Source organism: Aquamicrobium sp. LC103, assembly GCF_001014615.2.
GTDB lineage: Bacteria > Pseudomonadota > Alphaproteobacteria > Rhizobiales > Rhizobiaceae > LBCQ02.
In genome coordinates, this window is record NZ_LBCQ02000001.1 from 357,869 (window position 1) to 381,027 (window position 23,159).

At 66.0% G+C, this 23,159-nt stretch carries 22 protein-coding genes; 16 read left to right on the forward strand and 6 right to left on the reverse strand.

Annotated features, from left to right (window positions below; all coding sequences use genetic code 11):
• Positions 1–82: 82 nt before the first annotated feature.
• The 12 genes from XW59_RS01750 to ugpC all read left to right on the forward strand — a co-directional run bounded on the left by XW59_RS01750 (position 83) and on the right by ugpC (position 14,598).
• Positions 83–1,222, forward strand: coding sequence for an ABC transporter substrate-binding protein (locus XW59_RS01750; RefSeq protein ID WP_047145385.1), 1,140 nt, complete (start codon positions 83–85; stop codon positions 1,220–1,222).
• A gap of 192 nt (positions 1,223–1,414) precedes the next feature.
• Entirely contained in the window at positions 1,415–2,335 is a 921-nt protein-coding gene (locus tag XW59_RS01755) for a branched-chain amino acid ABC transporter permease (protein ID WP_047145386.1), read from the forward strand.
• Between the two features lie 5 nt (positions 2,336–2,340).
• A complete protein-coding gene (locus XW59_RS01760) occupies positions 2,341–3,327 on the forward strand; it encodes a branched-chain amino acid ABC transporter permease (RefSeq protein ID WP_047145387.1) in 987 nt (328 codons plus the stop codon).
• Entirely contained in the window at positions 3,320–4,069 is a 750-nt protein-coding gene (locus tag XW59_RS01765; RefSeq protein WP_047145388.1) for an ABC transporter ATP-binding protein, read from the forward strand. The genes XW59_RS01760 and XW59_RS01765 overlap by 8 nt, the downstream gene beginning before the upstream one ends.
• 189 nt (positions 4,070–4,258) lie before the next feature.
• Positions 4,259–4,942 (forward strand): ABC transporter ATP-binding protein, encoded by a 684-nt coding sequence (locus XW59_RS01770; RefSeq protein ID WP_047145389.1) that lies wholly within the window; start codon positions 4,259–4,261, stop codon positions 4,940–4,942.
• 51 nt (positions 4,943–4,993) lie between these two features.
• A complete protein-coding gene (locus tag XW59_RS01775) occupies positions 4,994–5,404 on the forward strand; it encodes a RidA family protein (protein WP_047145658.1) in 411 nt (136 codons plus the stop codon).
• A 79-nt stretch (positions 5,405–5,483) separates the two neighbouring features.
• Entirely contained in the window at positions 5,484–7,949 is a 2,466-nt protein-coding gene (locus XW59_RS01780; RefSeq protein WP_047145390.1) for a vitamin K epoxide reductase family protein, read from the forward strand.
• A gap of 184 nt (positions 7,950–8,133) precedes the next feature.
• Positions 8,134–9,492: an ABC transporter substrate-binding protein gene (locus XW59_RS01785; RefSeq protein WP_047145391.1), complete on the forward strand. Its 1,359-nt coding sequence runs from the start codon at positions 8,134–8,136 to the stop codon at positions 9,490–9,492.
• Positions 9,493–9,605: 113 nt separating this feature from the next.
• Positions 9,606–10,619 (forward strand): sugar ABC transporter permease, encoded by a 1,014-nt coding sequence (locus XW59_RS01790; RefSeq protein ID WP_047145392.1) that lies wholly within the window; start codon positions 9,606–9,608, stop codon positions 10,617–10,619.
• 1 nt (position 10,620) lies between these two features.
• Positions 10,621–11,775, forward strand: a complete 1,155-nt coding sequence (locus XW59_RS01795; protein ID WP_047145393.1) for an ABC transporter permease subunit — start codon at positions 10,621–10,623, stop codon at positions 11,773–11,775.
• A gap of 6 nt (positions 11,776–11,781) precedes the next feature.
• Positions 11,782–13,452 carry an alpha-glucosidase gene (locus XW59_RS01800; RefSeq protein WP_047145394.1) on the forward strand — a complete coding sequence of 557 codons (1,671 nt, stop codon included), beginning with the start codon at positions 11,782–11,784 and terminating at the stop codon, positions 13,450–13,452.
• 33 nt (positions 13,453–13,485) lie between these two features.
• Entirely contained in the window at positions 13,486–14,598 is a 1,113-nt protein-coding gene (ugpC, locus tag XW59_RS01805; RefSeq protein ID WP_047145395.1) for a sn-glycerol-3-phosphate ABC transporter ATP-binding protein UgpC, read from the forward strand.
• Positions 14,599–14,660: 62 nt separating this feature from the next.
• Here the strand turns inward: ugpC and XW59_RS01810 are convergent, their stop codons facing one another.
• From XW59_RS01810 to XW59_RS01825, 5 genes are read right to left on the reverse strand one after another with little or no spacing between them, the layout of a single operon-like run.
• The gene (locus XW59_RS01810) at positions 14,661–15,530 is read right to left on the reverse strand and encodes a metal ABC transporter permease (RefSeq protein ID WP_047145396.1); all 870 of its coding nucleotides are present in this window, start codon (positions 15,528–15,530) and stop codon (positions 14,661–14,663) included.
• A complete protein-coding gene (locus tag XW59_RS01815) occupies positions 15,527–16,387 on the reverse strand; it encodes a metal ABC transporter permease (RefSeq protein ID WP_047145397.1) in 861 nt (286 codons plus the stop codon). The genes XW59_RS01810 and XW59_RS01815 overlap by 4 nt, the downstream gene beginning before the upstream one ends.
• Entirely contained in the window at positions 16,384–16,506 is a 123-nt protein-coding gene (locus tag XW59_RS29760) for a hypothetical protein (protein WP_281406214.1), read from the reverse strand. Before XW59_RS29760 ends, XW59_RS01815 begins: the two co-directional genes overlap by 4 nt.
• A complete protein-coding gene (locus XW59_RS01820) occupies positions 16,503–17,438 on the reverse strand; it encodes a manganese/iron ABC transporter ATP-binding protein (RefSeq protein WP_047145398.1) in 936 nt (311 codons plus the stop codon). The genes XW59_RS29760 and XW59_RS01820 overlap by 4 nt, the downstream gene beginning before the upstream one ends.
• Positions 17,435–18,355: a metal ABC transporter substrate-binding protein gene (locus XW59_RS01825; RefSeq protein WP_047145399.1), complete on the reverse strand. Its 921-nt coding sequence runs from the start codon at positions 18,353–18,355 to the stop codon at positions 17,435–17,437. Before XW59_RS01825 ends, XW59_RS01820 begins: the two co-directional genes overlap by 4 nt.
• A 195-nt stretch (positions 18,356–18,550) precedes the next feature.
• On the opposite strand from XW59_RS01825, the gene XW59_RS01830 reads away from it, so the two are divergent.
• From XW59_RS01830 to XW59_RS01840, 3 genes are all read left to right on the forward strand, one after another.
• The gene (locus XW59_RS01830) at positions 18,551–18,982 is read left to right on the forward strand and encodes a Fur family transcriptional regulator (protein WP_047145400.1); all 432 of its coding nucleotides are present in this window, start codon (positions 18,551–18,553) and stop codon (positions 18,980–18,982) included.
• Between the two features lie 101 nt (positions 18,983–19,083).
• The gene (gndA, locus tag XW59_RS01835) at positions 19,084–20,556 is read left to right on the forward strand and encodes an NADP-dependent phosphogluconate dehydrogenase (RefSeq protein WP_281406218.1); all 1,473 of its coding nucleotides are present in this window, start codon (positions 19,084–19,086) and stop codon (positions 20,554–20,556) included.
• A 223-nt stretch (positions 20,557–20,779) separates the two neighbouring features.
• Positions 20,780–21,772, forward strand: coding sequence for a carbon-nitrogen hydrolase family protein (locus XW59_RS01840; protein WP_047145402.1), 993 nt, complete (start codon positions 20,780–20,782; stop codon positions 21,770–21,772).
• A 22-nt stretch (positions 21,773–21,794) separates the two neighbouring features.
• Here the strand turns inward: XW59_RS01840 and XW59_RS01845 are convergent, their stop codons facing one another.
• Positions 21,795–22,826, reverse strand: coding sequence for a LacI family transcriptional regulator (locus XW59_RS01845; protein ID WP_047145659.1), 1,032 nt, complete (start codon positions 22,824–22,826; stop codon positions 21,795–21,797).
• Positions 22,827–22,974: 148 nt separating this feature from the next.
• Between XW59_RS01845 and XW59_RS29240 the strand changes: the two genes are divergently transcribed.
• Positions 22,975–23,133, forward strand: a complete 159-nt coding sequence (locus XW59_RS29240) for a hypothetical protein (protein ID WP_170990089.1) — start codon at positions 22,975–22,977, stop codon at positions 23,131–23,133.
• Positions 23,134–23,159 lie beyond the last annotated feature (26 nt).

Here is a 23,159-nt window from a genome sequence, read left to right on the forward strand (position 1 = left end):
AGAAAAAGGCTGAAGCCTGCTGGCAAATCAACCAAGACGCATTAATCGTGGGAACCGGTTCAAAACAAACGGGAGCTTGAAAATGAGGAAACTGATTGCAGCGGGCCTTGTCGGCCTTTCCATGGGCGTGTCGGGCATGGCCTTCGCAGACCCGCTCAAGATCGGGGTGATCACCACCCTTTCCGGCGGCGGCGCGGGGCTCGGCATCGACACGCGCGACGGCTTCATGCTCGCCATCAAGCAGGCGAACAATCCGGAGGTCGAGGTCGTCACCGAGGACGACGGGCAGAAGCCCGAACTCGCGGTGCAGATCGCCGACAAGATGATCCAGAGCGACCAGGTCGACATCCTGACCGGCATCGTCTGGTCGAACCTGGCGATGGCGGTGGTGCCGAGCGCGGTGGCGCAGGACAAGTTCTACGTCTCGACCAATGCCGGCCCCTCGGCACTTGCCGGCGCCGGCTGCCACCAGAACTATTTCAATGCCGCCTACCAGAACGACAATTTCCACGAGGCGATGGGCCAGTACGCCAACCAGGACTACAAGAAGACCTTCATCCTGGCGCCGAACTACCCGGCCGGCACGGATTCGCTGAACGGCTTCAAGCGCTACTACAAGGGCGAGCTCGCCGGCGAGGTCTACACGCAGGTCGGCCAGACCGACTACGCGGCCGAGATCGCGCAGATCCGCTCTTCCGGCGCGGATTCCGTGTTCTTCTTCCTGCCCGGCGGCATGGGCATCGCCTTCATGAAGCAATACGCCCAGTCGGGCGTCGACCTTCCGGTGATGGGCCCGGGCTTCTCCTTCAGCCAGGACGTGCTGCCGGCGATCGGCGACGCGGCGGTCGGCGCGAAGAACTCGGCGACCTGGTCGAAGGACCTCGACAACGAGGCCAACAAGAAGTTCGTGGAAGCCTTCCAGGCCGAGTACAACCGCCTGCCCTCGATCTACGCCGTGCAGGCCTTTGATGCCGCCAACCTGATCCTGTCGGCAGCCGCCAAGGCGAGCGTCACCGACAAGGACGCCTTCCGCGCCGCGCTCAAGGAGGCGGATTTCGCGTCAGTTCGCGGCAAGTTCAAGTTCAACACCAACAACCACCCGATCCAGGACGTCTATGTCCGCGAGGTGATCAAGGAAGGCGACGTGCTCTCCAACAAGATCATCGCCACCGCCTTCACCGATCACGGCGACGCCTATGCGGAGCAGTGCGCGATGCAGTAGGCGATACCCCCTCCACCGCCTTCGGCGGTCCCCCTCCCCGCTTCGCAGGGGAGGGTCCAAAGGTCACGGAAGACCTCAAGGCCGGGTCTTCCCCGTCCACGGGGAAAAGGACCACGCGAAGCGTGGTGAAGGGGGCATCCAATCGAATTTCGCCGCCGCTCGTGCGGCGGCCAACGGAGTCCGGAACCACCCTTGCAAACCGCCCTCTTCATAGAACAGTTGCTCAACGGCCTTCAGCTCGGCGTCATGCTGTTCCTGATGGCGGCCGGGCTGACGCTCATCTTCGGCGTCATGGGCCTGATCAATCTCGCCCACGGCTCGCTCTACATGGTCGGCGCATTCGCCTGCGCCGCCGTGGCGGCGGCGACCGGCTCCTTCTGGCTCGGCCTCGCGGCGAGCCTCGCCGCGGCGGCCGCGGCGGGCGCCATCGTGGAAATCCTCGTCATCCGGCGGCTCTACGAGCGCGACCATCTCGACCAGGTGCTGGCGACCTTCGCGCTGATCCTCATCTTCTCGGAAGGCACGCGCTGGATCTTCGGCTCCTTCCCGCTCTATCTCGACATTCCGCCGCTGCTGCAGGGCTCGGTGCCGCTGCCGGGCGGCTCGCGCTACCAGCTCTACCGGCTCGCCATCATCGGCGTCGGCGTCGCGGTCGCGGTCGGGCTCTATTTCCTGATCGCGCGGACACGGCTCGGCATGCGCATCCGCGCCGGCGAATCCGATCGCGAGATGATCGGCGCGCTCGGCGTCGACATCCGCACGCTCTACACGGTGGTCTTCGCGCTGGGCGCCGCGCTTGCCGGGCTCGCCGGCGCGCTGGTGGGCGCGCTTCAATCGGTGCAGGTCGGGATGGGCGAGCCGGTGCTCATCCTCGCCTTCGTCGTCATCGTCATCGGCGGCATCGGCTCGATCAAGGGCGCGCTGGTGGGCGCCGTCATCGTCGGCGTCGTCGACACGATGGGCCGCTTCCTGCTGCCTCAACTCTTCACGCTCGTCATGCCGGCCTCGCAGGCGACGACGGTCGGCGCCGCGCTCGCCTCGATGCTCATCTACATCGTCATGGCGGTGATCCTGGCGGTGCGGCCGCAAGGCCTCTTCGCGGTGCAGAGGTGACGGCGATGAAGCTTTCCCGCGAAACCACGATCAACATCGTCCTGGCCCTGCTGCTGCTGGCGCTGCCGCTCGTCGCCATGCAGATCGGCAAGCCCTTCTACGTGACGCTCGCGACACGCATGGCGATCCTCGGCCTGGCGGCCGTCGGCCTCAATATAGCGCTCGGCCTCGGCGGGCTGGTGTCCTTCGGCCATGCGGCCTTCTTCGGCGTCGGCGGCTATGTCGCCGGCATCATGGCCACCCACGCCTTCAACGCGACGCCGCTCGCCGCCTTCCCCTTCGCCATTCCCGGCACCAACCAGATGCTGGTCATCTGGGCCGTGGCGATCGTGGTGGGCGGGCTGCTCGCGCTGGCGATCGGCGCCATCAGCCTGCGCACCTCGGGCGTCTATTTCATCATGATCACCCTCGCCTTCGCGCAGATGACCTATTATTTCGCTATCTCCTGGCCGGCCTATGGCGGCGAGGACGGGCTGTCGATCTATGTCCGCAACGCTTTTCCCGGCGTCAACACCGCGGTGCCGCTCAACTATTTCCTGATCTGCTACGCAGTGCTGCTCGCCGCGCTGCTGGTCTTCGCCCTGGCGCGCAACTCGCGCTTCGGCGCGGCCCTGCAGGCCGCCCGCCAGAACGACGTCCGCGTCGCCTCGGTCGGCATCAGGCCGTTCCGCGTCCGCCTCGCGGCCTTCGTCATCTCCGGCATGATCACCGCGCTCGCCGGCGCCCTCTTTGCCGACCTCAACCGCTTCGTCAGCCCGTCGATGCTGTCCTGGCACATGTCGGGCGAGTTCATCGTGCTGATCATCCTCGGCGGCGTCGGGCGCCTGTTCGGGCCGGTCGCCGGCGCGATGCTCTTCGTCATGTTCGAATATATCCTCGGCGGGCTGACCGAGCGCTGGCAGCTCTTCCTCGGGCTGGCGCTGCTCGGCGTCGTCCTCTTCGCACGCGGCGGCCTCATCGGCCTGATCGCGGGAAAGGCACGCCATGGCTGAGCCGGTCCTCAAGATCGACGATCTCTGCAAGAGCTTCGGCGCGCTGAAGGCGACCGAGCATGTCAGCCTCGACCTGCGCGCGGGCGAGATCCACGCGCTGATCGGCCCGAACGGGGCGGGCAAGTCGACGCTCATCCACCAGATCGCCGGGACGCTGAAACCGGACAGCGGCGAAATCAGCTTCCTCGGCGAGCGGATCGACCATCTCGGCACGGCGGAACGCGCCCGGCGAGGGCTCGGCCGCAGCTTCCAGGTGTCGTCGCTCGCCTCGGAATTCTCGGCGCTGCGCAACGTGATGCTCGCGGTGCAGTCGCGGCAGGGCTCGTCCTTCCGCTTCTTCAAGCCGGTGATGCGCGATCGCTCGCTGGTCGAACCCGCGATGGAAGCGCTTGGGCGCGTCGGCCTGAGGGACCGCGCGCGTGTTCCGGCCGCCGAGCTTTCGCATGGCGAGCGCCGCCAGCTCGAGATCGCCATCGCGCTCGCCCTCGGCTCGCGCGCCTTCCTGCTCGACGAGCCGATGGCCGGCATGGGCCCGGAAGGCTCGAAGGCGCTGACCGGCTTCCTCGACCGCCTGCGCGAGGAGGCGCCGATCCTCCTGATCGAGCACGACATGGACGCCGTCTTCGCGCTTGCCGACCGCATCTCGGTTCTCGTCTACGGTCGTGTCATCGCCAGCGGCACGGTCGACGAGATCCGCGGCAATGCCGAGGTGCGCCGGGCCTATCTGGGAGACGGGACATGAGCCGTTCCCGATTCTTCCTGCACCCCCGCCCCTTACCCCTCCCCACAAGGGGAAGGGGAAATCTGAAATGCCGTGCCTGCCAAGAAGCAGACCGATCCCGGCCACGACTAAACGTCAACGCCCCCCTCCCCCTTGTGGGAAGGGGTAAGGGGTGGGGGTGTCACGGCGAAAACCACGAAGGTGTTCGCCATGCTGCTTGAAGCCAGGGGCGTCGAGACCTTCTACGGCGCGAGCCAGGCGCTGTTCGGCGTCGAACTCGACGTCGCCGAGGGCGAGGTCGTGGCGCTGATGGGCCGCAACGGCATGGGCAAGACGACGACGATCCGCTCCATACTGGCGCTTTCGCCGGCGAAATCCGGCTCGATCAGCTTCCGCGGCCGCGAGATCGCCGGGCTGCAGCCCTACCGGATCGCGCGGCTCGGCATCGGCCTCGTGCCGGAAGGACGGCGCTGCTTCCCCAACCTGACAGTCGCCGAGAACCTGACGGCCGCCGCCCGCAAGGGCCGATGGACGGTGGACGAGGTCAACCGGCTCTTCCCGCGCCTCGCCGAAAGGCGCGACCAGCTCGCACGCACGCTTTCCGGCGGCGAACAGCAGATGCTGGCGGTCGGCCGCGCGCTGACGACCAATCCCGACCTGCTCATTCTCGACGAGGCGACGGAGGGGCTGGCGCCCGTCATCCGGCAGGACATCTGGACCGTCATCCGCAAGCTCAAGGCGGAGGGCCAGTCGATCCTGATCGTCGACAAGACGCTGTCGGAGCTGCTGCCCTCGGCCGACCGCTGCTTCGTCCTGGAGAAGGGCCGCACGGTCTGGACCGGCCGTCCGGACGATCTCACCGCGCAATTGCAGGACCGCTATCTCGGCGTCTGAGTTTTGAGTGCGGCGGCAGGCTCGAACCGCCGCTCATTGGAGGACTGGAAAATGACCGCATCCGAAACCCCGCACCGGAAACTCCATCCGGCGAACTGGAAGAAGGCGAGCGGCTACGCCAACGGCGTGCTGGCCGAGGAGCGTCTGGTCTTCCTCGGCGGGCAGATCGGCTGGAACGCCGATCAGGTCTTCGAGGCAAGGGATCTCGCCTCGCAGACGCGGCAGGTCCTGCAGAACATCGTCGAGGTGCTGGCCGAGGCCGGAGGCAGGCCGGAGCACATCGTGCGCATGACCTGGTACGTCGTCGACAAGAAGGACTATCTCGCCAATCTCAAGGGCATCGGCGAGGCCTATCGCGACGTTCTCGGCCGGCATTTTCCGGCGATGACGATGGTGCAGGTGGCGGCCCTCATCGAGGACGAGGCGCTGGTCGAGATCGAGGCGACCGCCGTACTGCCCTGACGGGCCGACCCGATCGGGGAACGATCCCTCGCCCCCCTCGTTGGCAAGCTGTTGCGACAGCCATGCAAGCGAAGGGAAGATGACCTCAGACGGCAGGCCGACAGTATTGATCACGGGCGCGGCGGGAAGCATAGGCCGCGCCCTTGCCGGGGAGCTCTCCCGCGACCATGCCGTCGTCGGGCTGGACGTCAAGGGCAAGAAGGCCGACTTCCCGCTCATCGAGATCGATCTTTCCTCCGCCCGCTCGGTCGAGCAGGCGTTCGGCGAATTCCGCCGCCGGCATGGCGGGCATATCGCCGCCGTGATCCATCTCGCCGCCTATTTCGACTTCACCGGCGAGGAGAGCCCGCTCTACGAGAAGGTGAACGTGGAGGGCACGAAAAACCTCCTGCGCGCGCTGCAGGAGTTCGAGGTCGGGCGCTTTATCTATTCCGGCACGATGCTGATCCACCGGGCCGGCGCGCCCGGCGAGCGGATCGACGAGGAGACGCCGGTGGCGCCGAAATGGGCCTATCCCATATCCAAGGCGAAAGCCGAGGAAACGATACGCGCCGAGCACGGAAAGATCCCCTACCTGCTCCTCCATCTCGCCGGCCTCTATGACGACGAGAGCGCCGTGCCGACGCTCGCCAACCAGATCGCCCGCATCTACGAACGCGACATGAAGAGCAGGCTCTATGCCGGCGACATCGAGGCCGGGCAGTCCTTCATCCATCGGACCGACATGATGCGGCTCTTCCGCCTGGCGGTGGAAAAGCGCAACGACCTGCCGGCGGACGCCGTCATTCTCGCCGGCGAGCCGGAGGCCCTGCCCTATGACGAACTTCAGGACCGGATCGGCGCGCTCGTCCACGGCGAGAAGGTATGGACGACGCTGACGCTGCCGAAGCCGCTCGCCAAGGCCGGCGCGTGGGTGGAGGAGAAGGCCGAGCCGCTGGTGCCGGACGATTTCGATCGCGGCGAGAAACCTTTCATCCGCCCGTTCATGATCGAGATGGCGGACGACCATTACGCGCTCGACATCACGCGGGCGCGCCGCCTGCTCGGCTGGGAGCCGCACGAGACCATGACGGCGACGCTGCCCAAGCTCGTCGCCTCGCTCAAGCGCGACCCGCTCGGCTGGTACAGGCGCAACGGCGTCACGCCGCCCGCCTGGCTCGAGACCGCAGCCGCCGCCGAGGAGCAGCCAGAGGAACTGCGGCGCGCCCATGAGGAGAAGTTCCGGCGCGAGCATCAGCGGAACCTCTGGGCGCATTTCGCCAATGCCGCGCTCGGCACCTGGCTGATCGTCTCGCCGGCGACGATGGGTTACTCCGGCACGTGGATGGGCTGGAGCGATGTCGTCTCCGGGCTGGCCCTCTTCGTGCTCGGACTTCTCTCGCTCTCCTGGCGCATGGGCATCGCCCGCTGGGGCGCGGCGGCGGTGGGCCTGTGGCTGCTCTTCGCGCCGCTCGTCTTCTGGACGCCTTCGGCCGCCGCCTATCTCAACGGGACGCTGGTGGGCACGCTTGCCATCGGCTTCGCCGCGGCCGTACGCCCGACGCCGGGGATCAGCCCGGCGGCGGAACTGACCGGACCGGACACGCCCCCCGGCTGGAGCTACAATCCCTCCGGCTGGCTACAGCGTGCGCCGATCATCCTGCTCGCGTTCGTCGGGCTCTATTTCTCGCGCTATCTGGCCGCCTATCAGCTCGGCCATATCGAGAGCGCCTGGGACCCCTTCTTCGGCGGCACCGTGCCGGACAGGAACGGGACGGAGGACATCGTCACCTCCGCCGTCTCGGAAACCTGGCCGGTGCCGGACGCCGGCGTCGGCGCGCTGGTCTACGTGCTGGAGATACTCACTGGCATCACCGGCTCGCGAAGGCGGTGGCGCACCATGCCGTGGCTCGTCACGCTCTTCGGCATATTGATCGTGCCGCTCGGCATCGTCTCGGTCGGCTTCATCATCATACAGCCGATCGTGATCGGCACCTGGTGCACGCTCTGCCTCGTGGGTACGGCCGCGATGCTGCTGCAGATCCCCTATTCACTCGACGAGCTGGCTGCCACGGGCGAGTTCCTGTTGCGGCGCAAGCGCCAGGGCGCGCCGGTGCTGCGCATCTTCTTCACCGGCGACACCGACGAGGGCGATGTCGGCCCGACACCGAACACGTTCGAGCGGCCGCCGCGGGCCGTGCTCGCCGATCTCGTCGGCGGCGGCGTCGGAGCGCCCTGGAACCTGCTTGCCGTCATCACGATCGGCCTGTGGCTGATGTTCACGCGCCTCGCGCTCGGCACGGAGGGCGGCATGGCCGATGCGGATCACGTTATCGGCTCGCTCGTCGTCACCTTCGGCGTCATCGCGCTCTCCGAAGTCGGCCGGGCCGTCCGCTTCGCCAACATTCCGCTGGGCGCGGCGCTGCTCCTGACGCCGTTCCTGTTCGGCGCGCCCGCGGCGGCCACCTTCGCGAGCATTCTCTGCGGCACGCTGCTGATCGCGCTCAGCCTGCGGCGCGGGCCGATCGAGAAACGCTGGGGCATGACGGAAAGGGTGATCGTCTGACTCCGCATTTCCGGTTGCGCAGGTCTCGCCAATTAAATCGATTGAACAACTTGGCTTGACACTCGTCTTTTCTATTTAGGATGATGACGCCAAGCATATGCGGTGTCGTTCATGCCCGGGCCGGAGCGAATGCGGGAGGTGCGGTTCTTCCGGGATTTCTGAAAAATCGAACGGGAGGAAGAACATGAAAACCAAGCTGACGGTCGGTGCGGCGCTCGCGGCGATCGGTCTCTACGCGGTCCCCGCGCAGGCCGAACTCAAATTCGCCCCCGGCGAGGACAGCCGCTTCACCTGGTCCGATTTCGAGGAGCTCGAGAAGGTCGACCTCAACGGCGAGACGCTGACGGTCTTCGGCCCGTGGCGCGGGGCCGACGAGGACCTGATCCAGAGCGTGCTCGAATATTTCCGCGAAGCGACGGGCGCAACCGTCAATTATTCCTCGTCGGAGAATTACGAGCAGCAGATCGTCATCGACACGCAGGCCGGCAGCCCGCCCAATGTCGCGATCCTGCCGCAGCCCGGCCTGATCCAGGATCTCGCCTCCAAGGGCCTGCTGACGCCGCTCGGCGAGGAGAACGCGCAATGGGTGGCGCAGAATTACGGCGCCGGCGAATCCTGGGTCGATCTCGGCACCTACCGCGACAAGGACGGCAACGAGCAGTTCTTCGCCTTTCCCTACAAGGCCGACGTGAAATCGCTGGTCTGGTACTCGCCCGACAATTTCGAGGAAGCCGGCTACGAGGTGCCGGCGACGATGGAGGAACTGCTGGCGCTGCAGGACCAGATCGTCGAGGACGGCGGCACGCCCTGGTGCATCGGGCTCGGCTCCGGCGGCGCCACCGGCTGGCCGGCGACCGACTGGGTCGAGGACATCATGCTGCGGCTGCACGAGCCGTCGGTCTACGACCAGTGGACGACCAACGAGATGCCGTTCGACGACCCGAAAGTGGTGGAAGCCCTCCAGGTCTTCGCCGACATCGCGACCAACGACGCCTATGTCAGCGGCGGCGCGGCGGCGGTCGCCGCCACCGATTTCCGCGACAGCCCGAAAGGGCTCTTCGACATTCCGCCGAAATGCTATTTGCATCACCAGGCCTCGTTCATCCCGTCCTTCTTCCCGGAAGGGACCGAGCTCGGCGTGGACGCCGACTTCTTCTATTTCCCGACCTACGAATCCAAGCCCGATCTCGGCAAGCCGGTGCTCGGCGCCGGCACGCTCGCCATGATCACGAAGGATTCGAAAGGCGCCCGCGCCTTCATCGACTTCCTCAAGATGCCATTGGCGCACGAGCTCTGGATGGCGCAGTCGGGCTTCGTCACGCCCTTCAAGAGCGTCAACATCGAGGCCTATGCCAACGACGCGCTGAAGAAGCAGGGCGAGATACTCGCCGAGGCCACCACATTCCGCTTCGACGGCTCGGACCTCATGCCCGGCAAGATCGGCGCCGGCTCGTTCTGGACGGGCATGGTCGATCTCGTCGGCGGCAAATCGGCCGAGGACGTCGCCAAGGAAGTTCAGTCGAGCTGGGACGCGATAAAATAGGATCGGACCGAAGCCGTCAAAGCGCGACGCGATCCTTCAGATTCGCCGACCGCGCTTGAACGAACGCCGGCGCGGCCCGCGCCGTCGAAGCAACGTCCAGGGGAGAGGGAGCGATGACCGGCCAGATTCTGTCCGCGATCCTGACGGTGGTGCTCGGCGTTGCCGGATGCGTCGCCTATTTCTGGGGCGCGAACCGGCTGCTCGACCTGATCTTTCCCGCGCGCGGGGTGAAAGGGGCCACCGCGATCGACAATCTGCGCCGCCAGGGCATGATCCGGCCCTGGCTCTTCCTCGGCCCGGCGCTGCTCGTCCTGACGATCTATCTGATCTATCCCGTCTTCGAGACGCTGCGGCTTTCCTTCATGGACCGGAGCGGGCAGAACTTCGTCGGGCTGGCGAACTACCAATGGGCCGGGAGCGACCGGGAATTCCGCCAGGCGATCTTCAACAACCTCCTGTGGCTCGCCGTGGTGCCGGCCGCCTGCACCTTTCTCGGCCTCGTCATCGCCGTGCTCACCGACCGCATCTGGTGGGGGGCGATCGCCAAGAGCCTGATCTTCATGCCGCTCGCCATCTCCTTCGTCGGTGCCAGCGTCATCTGGAAGTTCATCTACGAATATCGCGGCGCCGGCCAGACCCAGATCGGCGCGCTCAACGCCATCGTCCAGTATTTCGGCGGCACGCCGCAGGTCTGGATCTCGACGCCGTTCTGGAACAATTTCCTCCTGATGGCGATCCTCATCTGGATCCAGACCGGCTTCGCCATGGTGATCCTGTCGGCGGCCCTGCGCGGCATTCCCGACGAGACCATCGAGGCGGCGACGATAGACGGCGCGAACGGTTTCCAGATATTCTGGAAGATCATGGTGCCGCAGATATGGGGAACGATCGCGGTGGTCTGGACGACCATCACCATCCTCGTCCTCAAGGTCTTCGACATCGTGCTGACGATGACCAACGGCCAGTGGAACACGATGGTGCTCGCCAATCTGATGTTCGACTGGATGTTCCGCGGCGGCGGCGATTTCGGCCGGGGCGCGACGATCGCGATCGTCATCATGCTCGCCGTCGTGCCGATCATGATCTGGAACATCCGCAGCGCGACGCGCGAGAGCGGAGGACACTGAGATGGCGGCGGCAGCGGGAAGATCCCCCGGTTCCCGCCTCGGCGTCCATCTCGCCGTGCTCTTCTTCGTCGCGGTCTGGACAGTTCCGACGCTCGGCATCCTCGTCTCGTCGCTGCGCGACAAGGACCAGATCGCCGCCTCCGGCTGGTGGACGGCGCTGGCGACGTCGGCGCGGAACGATGTCGGGCGGCTGCCGGCCTCCGAGGCGCAGACGGAACGCGACGGCAGGTTCGTCATCGCCGGCAATCTCCTCGAGGAAGGCGACAGCCGCCGCATCGTCGCGTTCGGCACGCGTGTCCAGGAGCCGACGAAGTACGAGGCGGGCGATAACGCGGAGCTCGGCGACGGCGAGACGCTGCGGATCGACGAGGACGGGTCCTTCGAACACATGTCGCCGCGCCCCTTCGAGGGCGCCCGCGGACAGCGCGTCTATTTCCAGGCGACGACGCCGCCGCGCTTCACCACCGAGAACTACGAAACCGTGCTCTTTTCGGAGGGGATCGGCCGCTCCTTCATCAATTCGCTGACGGTGACGATCCCTGCGACGATCATCCCGATCCTGATCGCCGCCTTCGCCGCGTACGCGCTGGCCTGGATGAGATTCCCCGGCCGCGCGATCCTGATCGCCGTCGTCATCGGGCTCCTGGTCGTGCCGCTGCAGATGGCGCTGATACCGCTGCTCAAGCTCTATAACGGCGTCGGCGCCTTCTTCGGCGTGCCGGCCAAGACCTATCTCGGCATCTGGCTCGCGCATACCGGCTTCGGCCTGCCCTTCGCGATCTACCTGCTGCGCAGCTACATCGCCGACCTGCCCAAGGAGATCATAGAATCGGCGCGGATCGACGGGGCGAGCGATTTCGAGATATTCGTCAAGATCGTGCTGCCGCTGTCCTTCCCGGTGCTCGCCTCCTTCGCGATCTTCCAATTCCTGTGGGTATGGAACGATCTGCTCGTCGCGATGGTTTTCCTCGGGTCGGGGGCGAACCAGCTCGTACTCACGGGCAAACTCAACGCGCTGCTCGGCTCGCACGGCGGCAACTGGGAAATCCTGACGACATCGGCCTTCGTCTCCATCATCGTGCCGCTATTCGTCTTTTTCTCGCTGCAGCGCTATTTCGTTCGCGGGCTGCTCGCCGGCTCGGTCAAAGGTGGATAGGGAAACATGCAGGCATCGGAAAAGCAGGGCCGCGACAACGCCTCGACTGCAATCGACCGCGACTGGTGGCGCGGGGCGGTGATCTACCAGATCTATCCGCGCTCCTTTCAGGATTCGGACGGCGACGGCGTCGGCGATCTGCGCGGCATATTGACGAGGCTTCCGCACGTCGCCTCGCTCGGCGCAAATGCGGTCTGGATATCGCCCTTCTTCAAATCGCCGATGGCGGACTACGGCTACGACGTGGCAGACTATTGCGCCGTCGACCCGATGTTCGGCACGCTCGACGATTTCGACGCGGTGATCGCCGAGGCCCACCGGCTCGGGCTGAAGGTGATGATCGACCTAGTGCTGTCGCATACCTCCGACATGCATCCCTGGTTCAAGGAGAGCCGCGTCTCGCGCGACAATCCGAAGGCCGACTGGTATGTCTGGGCCGACGCGCGCCCCGACGGCACTCCGCCCACGAACTGGCTCTCGATCTTCGGCGGCTCGGCATGGCAGTGGGACACGCGCCGCCAGCAATATTACCTGCACAACTTCCTGGCCGAGCAGCCGGACCTCAACTTCCACAACCGGGAAGTCCAGGATGCGCTCCTCGACGTGACGCGCTTCTGGCTGGAACGCGGCGTGGACGGCTTCCGCCTCGACACGATCAACTTCTACTTCCACTCCAGGGGGCTGGAGGACAATCCGCCGCTGGCGCCGGAGGCGCGCGACTATTCGACGGCGCCGGCCGTCAATCCCTACAACTACCAGAGCCACCTCTACGACAAGAGCCGGCCGGAGAACATCGAGTTCCTGCGGCGCTTCCGCGCCGTCCTGGACGAGTTCCCGGCCGCCGCCGCCGTCGGCGAGGTGGGAGATTCCGAGCGCGGGCTGGAGATCGTCGCCGATTACACGTCCGGCGGCGACCGCATCCACATGTGCTATTCCTTCGACTTCCTGAGCCCCGACAAGCCGGGCGCGGCGCGCGTGCGCGCCATTCTCGAAGCTTTCGGACAAGTGGCGAGCGACGGCTGGTCGTGCTGGGCCTTCTCCAATCACGACGTGATGCGCCATGCGAGCCGCTGGGCCGACAGCGAGGAGGACCGCGCGGCCTATCTGAAGGTGATCTCGGCGCTGCTGATGTCGCTGCGCGGCTCGGTCTGCATCTATCAGGGCGAGGAGCTCGGCCTGAGCGAGGCCGACCTCGCCTTCGAGGATCTGCACGATCCCTACGGCATCCGCTTCTGGCCGGAATTCAAGGGGCGCGACGGTTGCCGCACGCCGATGGTGTGGGATTCCAACCGCCCCGTCGCCGGCTTCACCTCCGGCAAGCCGTGGCTGCCGGTGCCGTCGGAACACATCACCATGGCGGCCAACACGCAGACCGGCGACAGGAACTCGCTGCTCGAACATTATCGCCGCATGCTGAAGTTCCGCTCCGAGCATCCCGCGCTGATCAAGGGAAGCATCGACTTTCTCGGAACGGAAGGCAACGTCATCGCCTTCACCCGGCGCCACGGCAACGAGGAGATGCTGTGCGTGTTCAATCTGGGGAGCGTCGAGAGCCTGGTTTCGCTGCGGGACGGAACGTTGCCGGCGCCGCTGGAAGGGCACGGCCTCGGCGGCGAGGCCGACGGCGGAACGATCAGGCTGGGCCCTTACGAAGCCTGGTTCGGAAGGCTCGGATAAGAGAAAAAGAAGGGCCGCGAGGGGGAGGAGAGCATGGCCGATCTCAAGCTTCGGAATGTCCGGAAAGCCTATGGCAATCTGGAAATCCTGCACGGCGTCGATCTCGACGTGGGATCCGGCGAGTTCATCGTCTTCGTCGGGCCGTCGGGATGCGGGAAATCGACCCTGCTGCGCACGATCGCCGGTCTCGAGGAGATCACTTCCGGCATGCTGGAGATCGGCGGCGAGGTGATGAACGACGTGCCGCCTTCCCGGCGCGGCATCGCCATGGTCTTCCAGTCCTACGCGCTCTATCCGCATATGAGCGTCTACGACAACATGGCCTTCGGCATGCGGATCGCACGCGCGAGCAAGGCGGAGATCGACAAGCGGGTGCGCGAGGCCGCCGAAATCCTGCAGCTCACGCAATATCTGCACCGGCTTCCCAAGGCACTCTCAGGCGGCCAGCGCCAGCGCGTCGCGATCGGCCGCGCCATCGTGCGCGACCCGAAGGTGTTCCTCTTCGACGAGCCGCTCTCCAATCTCGACGCCGCGCTCAGGGTGGCCACGCGCATCGAGATCGCCAAGCTCAAGGAGAGCATGCCGAACACCACCATGATCTACGTCACCCACGACCAGGTCGAGGCGATGACGCTGGCCGACCGCATCGTCGTGCTCAAGGACGGCCATATCGAGCAGATCGGCTCGCCGCTGGACCTCTATTGCCTCCCCGGAAACCTGTTCGTGGCGAAGTTCATCGGCTCGCCCTCGATGAACATCGTCCCCGCGACGATCGAGCGGGCCGGCGGACCGACGGCCGTGCGGCTCGCGGGCGGCGTGGTGGCGCATGTGCCGGTCGAGACGCCCGCGAGCGCGGCGGGAACGCAGGCGAGCTTCGGCGTGCGGCCCGAGGATCTCCACATCGCGGCGGACCTGGACGGCGGCGTGCTGTTCGAGGGCAAGGTCGACTATATCGAGCAGCTCGGCGAGGTTCAGCTCGCCTATGTCGACATCGCCCGCGAGGGCGAGCCGCTGATCGTCAAGCTGCCCGGCAGCCGGGAAATCGCGCGGGGCGCGATCCTGAAACTCACGGCCGAGGCCCGCAACCTGCACATCTTCGACGCGGACGGCAAATCCTTCGCGAGCCTCGCACGGGCGGCGGAGTAGTCTCGCCGGACCGTTTCAGATTACCACTGAACCCCCTTCCCCGCTTCGCAGGGGAGGAGCCTCTAGCGCAGCACCTTGGCCGTCGGCGCTTCGCCCGTGGAAGCCGTCTGCCGCGTGTCGCGCCACCGCGACAGGGCGAACGCGCCGATGAACACGATGGTCATCAGGAGGACGATGGTCGGGCCCGGAGCGCTGTCGATGAAGAAGGCGAGATAGACCCCGCCGAAGGCGCAGGCCATGGCGACCAGCGTCGACGTGACGAGCATCCGCTCGAACCGCTTCGTCAGGAGGAACGCGATCGCGCCCGGCGCGATCAGCATGGCGATCGCCAGGATGATGCCGACCGCCGTCAGCGCGCCGACGATGGTGAGCGAGATGACCGCGAGCAGCCCGTAATGCAGGAAGCGCACCGGCAGGCCGATCGCACGGGCGTGCTGCGCGTCGAAGGCCTGCAGCAGCAGGTCGCGGCGGAACAGCCCCACCGCGAGCAGCGTCGCCGCCGCGATGACGCCGGCCTGCGCGATGTCGCCCCAGGTCACGCCCAGCATGTCGCCGAACAGGATGTGATCGAGATGAACCTCGGTCTCGATGGCGATGTAGAGCACGATGCCGAGACCGAACATGCCGGAAAAGACGACGCCCATGACGGTGTCTTCCTTGACGCGGCTGTTGTCCTTGAGGAAGCCGGTCAGGAGCGCGCAGACCATGCCGGCGGCGAATGCCCCGAGCGCCAGCGGCAGGCCGGCGATATAGGCGAGCACGATGCCCGGCAGCACGGCGTGGCTGATCGCGTCGCCCATCAGCGACCATCCCTTGAGCACGAGGAAGGACGACAGCAGCCCCATCGGCGCCGCCACCAGCAGCGCGATGACGAAGGCCTGCTGCATGAACGGGAAGGCGAAGGGGAGAAGAAGCGTGTCGAGGAAACTCATCCCTCGCCTCCCTGGAGCGCGAGCCGCGCCTGCCGGCGCGCGGCGAAATAGCCGTGCTTGGGCGCGAGGAAGAAGGCGGTGAGGAAGACGAGCGTCTGCAGCACGACGATGATGCCGCCGGTCGCGCCGTCGATGAAATAGCTGGCATAGGCGCCGACGAAGCTCGACAGCACGCCGATCGCCACGCTGATCATGATGAGCCGCGGGAACCGGTCGGTAAGCAGATAGGCGGTCGCGCCGGGCGTGACCACCATGGCGATGACCAGGAACGCTCCCACCGTCTGCAGGGCGGCGACCGTCGAGGCCGAAAGCAGCGTGAAGAACAGGATGCGCAAGAGGCCCGGCCGCAATCCGATCGAACGCGCGTGGTTCTCGTCGAAGAAGGTGACCATCAGGTCCTTCCATTTGACCATCAGGATCGCCAGCGAGACCCCGGCGATGATGACGAGCTGGATCGTGTCGGCCGGCGTGATGGCGAGAATGTTGCCGAGCACGATGGTCTGGATGTTCACCGAGGTCGGCGACAGCGACACCATGAACAGGCCGAGGCCGAAGAAGGAGGTGAAGATCAGGCCGATGACGGCGTCTTCCCTGAGCTTCGTCTGCTGGTTGAGGAAGAGCATGGCACCCGCCGCCAGCGCGCCGGAGAAGAACGCGCCGAGCGCGAAGGGAAGGCCGAGCATATAGGCGCCGGCGACTCCGGGCACGATCGAGTGCGAGAGCGCGTCGCCGATGAGCGACCAGCCCTTCAGCATCAGATAGGCGGAAAGGAAGGCGCAGACCGCGCCGACCAGCGCGGAGACCCACATGGCGTTGACCATGTAGCCGTAGGAGAACGGTTCGAGGAGGACGCTCATGCCGCGACCTCGCGCATGGCTGGGTCGACGGCGCGGCGGGAAGCGGCTGCTTCCGATCCGCCGGCGTTCTCACCCCGCGATCTCCAAGGATTGATGAGGATCTCACCAGGCATCGTCATTGCGTTCTCCGACCCACGCGGCCTTCTTCCGGCCCCGCCGGCGCGGATGCTCCGCCGGTCGAGCGGGTCTGCTCGCCATAGAGCACCACCGGCCGCTCGTCGTCGCTCAGCACCGTCACCTGGCGCGCATCCTCGTCCTCGTGCAGGTCGGCCCCGCCCAGCACGAAGTGGCGCAGCACGCCGCCGAAGGCCTTTTCCAGGTTGCGCCGGGTGAAGACGTCCTCGGTCAGGCCCGCCGCCAGCACGGTGCGGTTGATGAGGATCGCCCGATCGCAGAATTCCGGCACGCTGCCGAGATTGTGGGTGGAGACCAGCATGATGCGGCCTTCGTCGCGCAGGGTGCGCAGGAGCGAGATGATGGCTTCCTCGGTGTTGACGTCGACGCCGGTGAAGGGCTCGTCGAGCAGAATGACACGGCCCTCCTGGGCCAGCGCGCGGGCAAGGAAGACGCGCTTCTTCTGGCCGCCGGAAAGCTCGCCGATCTGACGCTTGCGATAATCCTGCATGCCGACGCGGGCGAGCGCCTCGTCCACCATCCCGCGGTCGCGCGCGGTGGGAATGCGCAGGAAGTTCATATGGCCGTAGCGGCCCATCATCACCACGTCCTCGACCAGGACGGGGAAGTTCCAGTCGACGTCCTCGCTCTGCGGCACATAGGCGACCACGTTGCGCCTCAAGGCACGGCCCGCCGCCTCGCCCATGATCGAGACCGAGCCCGCCGCCAGCGGCACGAAGCCCATGATCGCCTTGAAGAGGGTCGACTTGCCGCTGCCGTTGACGCCGACCAACGCGGTGATCGTGCCCTGGGGAATGGCGAAGCTGGCATTGCGCAGGGCGGTTTGCCCGTTGCGGTAGGTGACGGTGACGCGGTCGACGACAAGACCGGCGCCATGAGCGCCGGTCCCTGCTGTCCCGAGGACGTTTTCATTCATTCCGAAGGTCCCTTGGCGGAAGTCCCGTTGGCCGAAAGCCCGTTGGCGATCGTCTCGGTGGTCACCCGCAGAAGGTCGAGATAGGTCGGCACGGGACCGCCGGCATCGCTCAGCGAATCCACATAGAGCACGCCGCCATATTTCGCGCCAGTCTCCCGCGCCACCTGCTCGGCCGGCTTGGACGAAACCGTGCTCTCGCTGAAGATGGCGGGAACCTTGTGCTCGCGCATCTCGTCGATGACCTTGCGGATCTGCTGCGGAGTGCCCTGCGCGTCGGCGTTGATCGGCCACAGGTAGAGTTCCTTCAGGCCGAAGTCGCGCGCCAGGTAGCTGAAGGCGCCCTCGCTGGTGGCGAGCCAGCGCCGCTCCTCCGGGATCGCCGAAAGCGCCTCGCGGATCGGCGCGATGGTGGCCTCGATCTCGTCCTTGTAGGCCGCGGCATTCGCCTCGTAGACGGCGGCGTTCTCCGGGTCGTTCTCGGCGAAGGCAGCGGCGATGTTGTCGACATAGATGAGCGTGTCGGAAGGCGACATCCAGGCATGCGGATTGGGCTTGCCCTCATAGGGGCCTTCGCCGATGCCCATCGGCTCGACGCCTTCCGAGACGACGACGCTCGGCACGTCGCGCAGATTGCGGAAGAAGCGTTCGAACCATTGCTCGAGATTGAGCCCGTTCCACAGGATCAGGTCGGCATCCTGCGCCTTGAGGATGTCGCCCGGCGTCGGCTGGTAGTTGTGAATCTCGGCATCCGGCTTGGTGATCGATTCGACGGTCGCCGCCTCGCCGGCGACGTTGCTTGCGATGTCGGCGATGACGGTGAAGGTGGTGACCACCTTCATCTTGTCGCCTTCCTGGGCGGCGGCCGGCGCGGCCAACAGGCATGTGAGGATGAACGTCAGGATACGTGTGAACGACATGAGGACTCCGGCTTCGGAATGATGGGCATCATCGGGAACGGATTGGCCAATCCTCGCCCTAGATAGCGCGGCGTCCGCCCAGCGTCAATGCAATTGCAAATCGTTTGCAACTGGAAACGAGAACGAGCAACCTCCGGGGGCATGCGGCCGCGGCGGCGCTTTGCAACCCGTTTGCATCTGGAGCATAGTCCGGCGATGACCGAATCGCAGAGCCAGAAGCCCGACTACGAGCGCGAATTGCGCAATGCCGGCGTGCGCATCACGCGCCCGCGCCGGGTGATTCTCGGCATATTGTCGGACGCCGGCGACCATCCCGACGCGATGGAGATTTTCCGGCGCGCGGTGGCCATCGACGCCAGCATCTCGCTGTCGACGGTCTACCGCACCATGAAGCTGCTCGAGGGCGTCGGCGCCATCCACAGGCACGCCTTCGAGGGCGGCCCGTCGCGCTTCGAGCCGGCGATCGGCGAGCATCACGACCACCTGATCGACATCGAGACGGGCGACGTGATCGAGTTCCAGTCGGACAGGATCGAGGAGCTTCAACAGGAAATCGCCCGCTCGCTCGGCTACGACATCGTCCACCACCGGCTCGAGCTCTACGGCCGCAAGCGGCGCAAACGATAGAGCCCGCGAGCTCCGCTGCTTCCTCCTGACGCAGGGTACACGATGTCGCATGCCAGCCATGCGTCATCGCCGGTTGACGTTCGCGCGAGGCGCCCTTCATCATCAAGGTTAAAACTTGCAAAACCACAAAAACAGCAAGACGGGAAACGCCTGATATGTCGAAAGCTGAAATCGGACTGATCGGCCTTGGTGTGATGGGCTCCAACCTCGCCCTGAACATCGCCGAGAAGGGACACGCCGTCGCCGTCTACAACCGTACCTCCGCCAAGACCGGCGCATTCTTCGAGAATGCGGGCGAGCTGCGGCAGAACCTCGTGCCCTGCGCCTCGCTCGCCGAGCTCGTCTCGCAGATCAAGCCGCCGCGCCCCATCATCCTCATGGTGCAGGCCGGCAAGGCGGTGGACGAGCAGATCGACGGGCTGCGCGACCTGCTCTCGCAGGACGACATCATCATCGACGCCGGCAACGCCAATTTCCGCGACACGATGCGCCGCTTCGCCAAGCTCGAGGGCAGCGGGCTGACCTTCATCGGCATGGGCGTGTCGGGCGGCGAGGAAGGCGCGCGCCACGGCCCCTCGATCATGGTCGGCGGCAAGCAGGAGGCCTATCGGCGCGTCGAGAGCATCCTGACCGACATCGCCGCCAAATACGAGGGCGAGCCCTGCTGCGCCTGGCTCGGCGAAGGCGGCGCCGGACATTTCGTCAAGACGATCCACAACGGCATCGAATATGCCGACATGCAGATGATCGCCGAGATCTACGGCATCCTGCGCGACAGTTTCGGCCTGGAAGCGGGCGACATCGCTCCGGTCTTCGAGAAATGGAACGAGGGCCGGCTCAATTCCTATCTGATCGAGATCACCGCCGCCGTGCTGAAGGCCGGCGACCCGAAGAGCGGCAAGCCGATGGTCGACATGATCCTCGACCGCGCCGGCCAGAAGGGCACCGGCCGCTGGTCCGCGATCGAGGCGCTGATGATGGGCGTGCCGGCGACGGCGATCGAGGAGGCGGTGGCGGCGCGCAGCCTGTCGGCCGAGAAGGACCAGCGCCTGGCGGGCGCCGCAGCCTACGGCAAGGCGCCGCGCGCGAAGGCGTCGAGCCCCGAGGCGGACTTCCTGCACGACCTGGAGCTCGCGCTCTTCGCCGGCAAGATCGCGGCCTATGCGCAGGGCTTCGCCGTGATGGCGGAGGCCTCGTCGGAATTCAAATGGCAATTGCCGATGGCCACCATCGCCCGCATCTGGCGCGCCGGCTGCATCATCCGCTCGCAGTTCCTGAGCACGTTGGCGGCCTCCTTCGAGGCCGACGCGGAGGCCGAGAACCTGCTTCTCATCGACGAGTTCGTGCAGATGATGAAGGAGGCGCACCCCTCGCTGCGGCGGATCGTGGCGCATGCGGCGCTCGCCGGCCTGCCGGTGCCGGCGCTGTCGGCCGCGCTCGGCTATTTCGACAGCTTCCGCCAGGCGCGCGGCACCGCCAACCTCATCCAGGCGCAGCGCGACTTCTTCGGCGCCCACGGCTTCGAGCGCATCGACGAGCCCGGCGAGCACCACGGCCCCTGGGGACAGGGGTGAGGGGCGTCGGGCGCGAAGGTCGGTAGATTTCGCGACAAGTTGACGAATCAGGGTCTCGACGACATTCTCGTCGTGGCGTGACCTGCGCCTAACCTCCCAAGGCCTTCCCCAGCATGGCCTCAAAGGGGGCAAAGGGACTTTCCGTCTCGGGTCGTTGTCCTTGGTCTGATCGTCCGGACGTGGTTGCTGGGGGACTCGCGTCCGTGACGTGAAAGGCCCGACAATGACGAAGAATGCAAACTTCAAACGTCGTGTACGCGCTCGCGCCGCCAAAACGGGCGAGTCATACACGGCCGCGCTCAGGCAGCTGCGACATACGCATGGCCCCAGGCATGCAAACAAATCGGTGCGGTTGGCCGTGGCGCAGACGACCTTCCACGACGATCCCCGCGACATCTCCCGGCTTCGCGCCAGCGGGCTGGAAATGCGGCGCCTCATGCATGAGGCGCATGAAGCGGGCGCAAGGCTTCTGCATTTTCCCGAGGGTGCAACCTGTTCGCCCAATAAACGCATCATGTCCGCCAACGGACCCGGAGAGATCGGCCCGTCCGACTGGAACCGGTTCGAATGGGGCGTCCTGAGAGAGGAACTGGACGCCACCCGGCGGCTTGCGCGTGAGCTTCGGCTATGGACGATAGTCGGCTCGGCGCACCGCCTCACGCCGCCGCACCGGCCACACAACAGCCTCTATGTGATCTCCGATCACGGGGAAGTGGTGACGCGCTACGACGAGCGCATGCTGTCGAACACGAAAATCTCCTTCATGTACTCGCCGGGGAAGATTCCGGTGACGTTCGAGGTCGATGGCATCCGCTTCGGCTGCGCGCTCGGCATGGAAACGCACTATCCGGAGCTGTTCATCGAATATGAGCGGCTTGACGTCGATTGCGTGCTGTTCTCGACCACCGGCGAAACTCCGATTGCCGCTCCGGGCTTCGCCGCTGAGGCACTGGGCCATGCGGCAAGCAACGCTTATTGGGTCAGCTTCTCCGCCCATGCGCCGCAAAGCCTGGCGGCCCCTTCGGGCATCGCGGGGCCGGACGGCCGATGGGCCACGCAATGCCGGACCGATGGCACGGCGTCCATTGCCGTCGCCAATATCGAGACCAACCGGGAACATCCCGCACGGCCCTGGAGAAGAACGGCGCGGACCGGAATTTACGACCGGCATAGGGTGGACAGCGACCCGAGAAGCGACGGCCGCAATATGTTCTGAGCGACGGCCTTTTCGCTTCCCCTCATTTTGCCTCGCCCGGCGCGCTGAGTGTCTGCAGCGTCCTCGGATCCTCGCCGGCGATCGCGCCGAGCACGGCGCGGGCGAGCTCGCGGCCGGCGAGGCGGAAATCCTCGTCGACGGCGAGGAGTTCCGAGCGGAACAGATGGAGGAGCTGCGAGGACTGTTTCGAGACGATGTCGACGTCGCGACCGAGTTTGAGCCCGGCGTCCTCCAGCCCGGCCACCAGCGCGAATGCCGAGGCGCCGCCGCCGCAGACGAAACCGTCGGGCCGGCTGGGCCGCTCCATCAGCGCGCGCGCATGCGCCCTCACCTGCTCGATCGAATGGTCGATGGTGACGCCGCGCAGCGGCACCTCCCGCGCGCCCGTCTCGATCAGCCCCTCGGCGAAGCCGTCCGACATGTGGCGAAAGTAGGTGAGCGCGCGCGGCGGGGCGAGCAGCGCCAGCCGCCCGCGCCCGAGCGCCGCCAGCCTGCGCACCGCGTCGCGCGCGAAGGCGAAATTGTCGAAATCGTGGAAGGGGTGGTCGACCGCGACCTCCGTCCTACCGTGGGTGGCGAAGGGAAAGCCGCGCTCGAGCATGTAGTGGACGCGCGGGTCGTCGGGCTCGGTGCGCGAGATGATGATGCCGTCGGCCGAGCCGGTCTCGACCACGTAGCGCACCGGGTCGAGCGGATCGTTGCTGCGCGAATAGGGCGTGACGATCAGATGATAGGAGGTGTCGGCCAGATGCTCGGAAATGCCGTAGACGATGTCGGAGACGAAGCTCATCACCCGGTCCTCGACATTGAGCACCAGACTGATGACGCTGGTCTTGCCGGTCCTGAGGCGGACGCCGGCGCGGTTCGGCCGGTAGCCGATCTGGCGGGCGACGAGCTGCACGCGCCTCCTCGTCTCCGGTCCGATCTCCGGCGCGTCCTTCAGCGCGCGCGACACGGTGGTGACGCCGAGCCCGGTCATGAAGGCGATGGTCTTCAGCGTCGGCCTGTCGCCGGCGCCCTGCAGTCCGTCCCCGGCAATCTTCCGATCCGTCATCGCTTGTCCGTTCCGTCCTTCGCGCACCGGCATACAGCATCGCCGCGCCCATTGCCACGGTGGAAGGGTCGCAAATTACTGCAACGTTACAGATAACAAATCCGTGTGACGCGGACCAGGGAAATTCTGCCGCGAGGTGGATGTTTCGGTGCAGCGCGGCATCCGTGAAATCAACGACTTGGCGCGCATGAAAGACGGAAATAATGCGGTGCAGCACCATTTCCGCACACCGGCGCGGGTGTCGTTCGCCGCCGCTTTAATTCGCCTCCCGAAAAATTTCATTGCGCCTCCGGACCGATTCTCCTAGGCTCTACCTGTAACGTTACAGTTCAG

Bases quoted from the DNA above. Each gene is read 5' to 3' on its own strand.
- XW59_RS01750 (WP_047145385.1), top strand. From the start codon at position 83: ATGAGGAAACTGATTGCAGCGGGCCTTGTCGGCCTTTCCATGGGCGTG.
- XW59_RS01760 (WP_047145387.1), top strand. From the start codon at position 2,341: ATGAAGCTTTCCCGCGAAACCACGATCAACATCGTCCTGGCCCTGCTG.
- XW59_RS01765 (WP_047145388.1), top strand. From the start codon at position 3,320: ATGGCTGAGCCGGTCCTCAAGATCGACGATCTCTGCAAGAGCTTCGGC.
- XW59_RS01770 (WP_047145389.1), top strand. From the start codon at position 4,259: ATGCTGCTTGAAGCCAGGGGCGTCGAGACCTTCTACGGCGCGAGCCAG.
- XW59_RS01775 (WP_047145658.1), top strand. From the start codon at position 4,994: ATGACCGCATCCGAAACCCCGCACCGGAAACTCCATCCGGCGAACTGG.
- XW59_RS01780 (WP_047145390.1), top strand. From the start codon at position 5,484: ATGACCTCAGACGGCAGGCCGACAGTATTGATCACGGGCGCGGCGGGA.
- XW59_RS01785 (WP_047145391.1), top strand. From the start codon at position 8,134: ATGAAAACCAAGCTGACGGTCGGTGCGGCGCTCGCGGCGATCGGTCTC.
- XW59_RS01790 (WP_047145392.1), top strand. From the start codon at position 9,606: ATGACCGGCCAGATTCTGTCCGCGATCCTGACGGTGGTGCTCGGCGTT.
- XW59_RS01795 (WP_047145393.1), top strand. From the start codon at position 10,621: ATGGCGGCGGCAGCGGGAAGATCCCCCGGTTCCCGCCTCGGCGTCCAT.
- XW59_RS01800 (WP_047145394.1), top strand. From the start codon at position 11,782: ATGCAGGCATCGGAAAAGCAGGGCCGCGACAACGCCTCGACTGCAATC.
- ugpC (WP_047145395.1), top strand. From the start codon at position 13,486: ATGGCCGATCTCAAGCTTCGGAATGTCCGGAAAGCCTATGGCAATCTG.
- XW59_RS01810 (WP_047145396.1), bottom strand. From the start codon at position 15,530: ATGAGTTTCCTCGACACGCTTCTTCTCCCCTTCGCCTTCCCGTTCATG.
- XW59_RS01815 (WP_047145397.1), bottom strand. From the start codon at position 16,387: ATGAGCGTCCTCCTCGAACCGTTCTCCTACGGCTACATGGTCAACGCC.
- XW59_RS29760 (WP_281406214.1), bottom strand. From the start codon at position 16,506: ATGACGATGCCTGGTGAGATCCTCATCAATCCTTGGAGATCGCGGGGT.
- XW59_RS01820 (WP_047145398.1), bottom strand. From the start codon at position 17,438: ATGAATGAAAACGTCCTCGGGACAGCAGGGACCGGCGCTCATGGCGCC.
- XW59_RS01825 (WP_047145399.1), bottom strand. From the start codon at position 18,355: ATGTCGTTCACACGTATCCTGACGTTCATCCTCACATGCCTGTTGGCC.
- XW59_RS01830 (WP_047145400.1), top strand. From the start codon at position 18,551: ATGACCGAATCGCAGAGCCAGAAGCCCGACTACGAGCGCGAATTGCGC.
- XW59_RS01840 (WP_047145402.1), top strand. From the start codon at position 20,780: ATGACGAAGAATGCAAACTTCAAACGTCGTGTACGCGCTCGCGCCGCC.
- XW59_RS01845 (WP_047145659.1), bottom strand. From the start codon at position 22,826: ATGACGGATCGGAAGATTGCCGGGGACGGACTGCAGGGCGCCGGCGAC.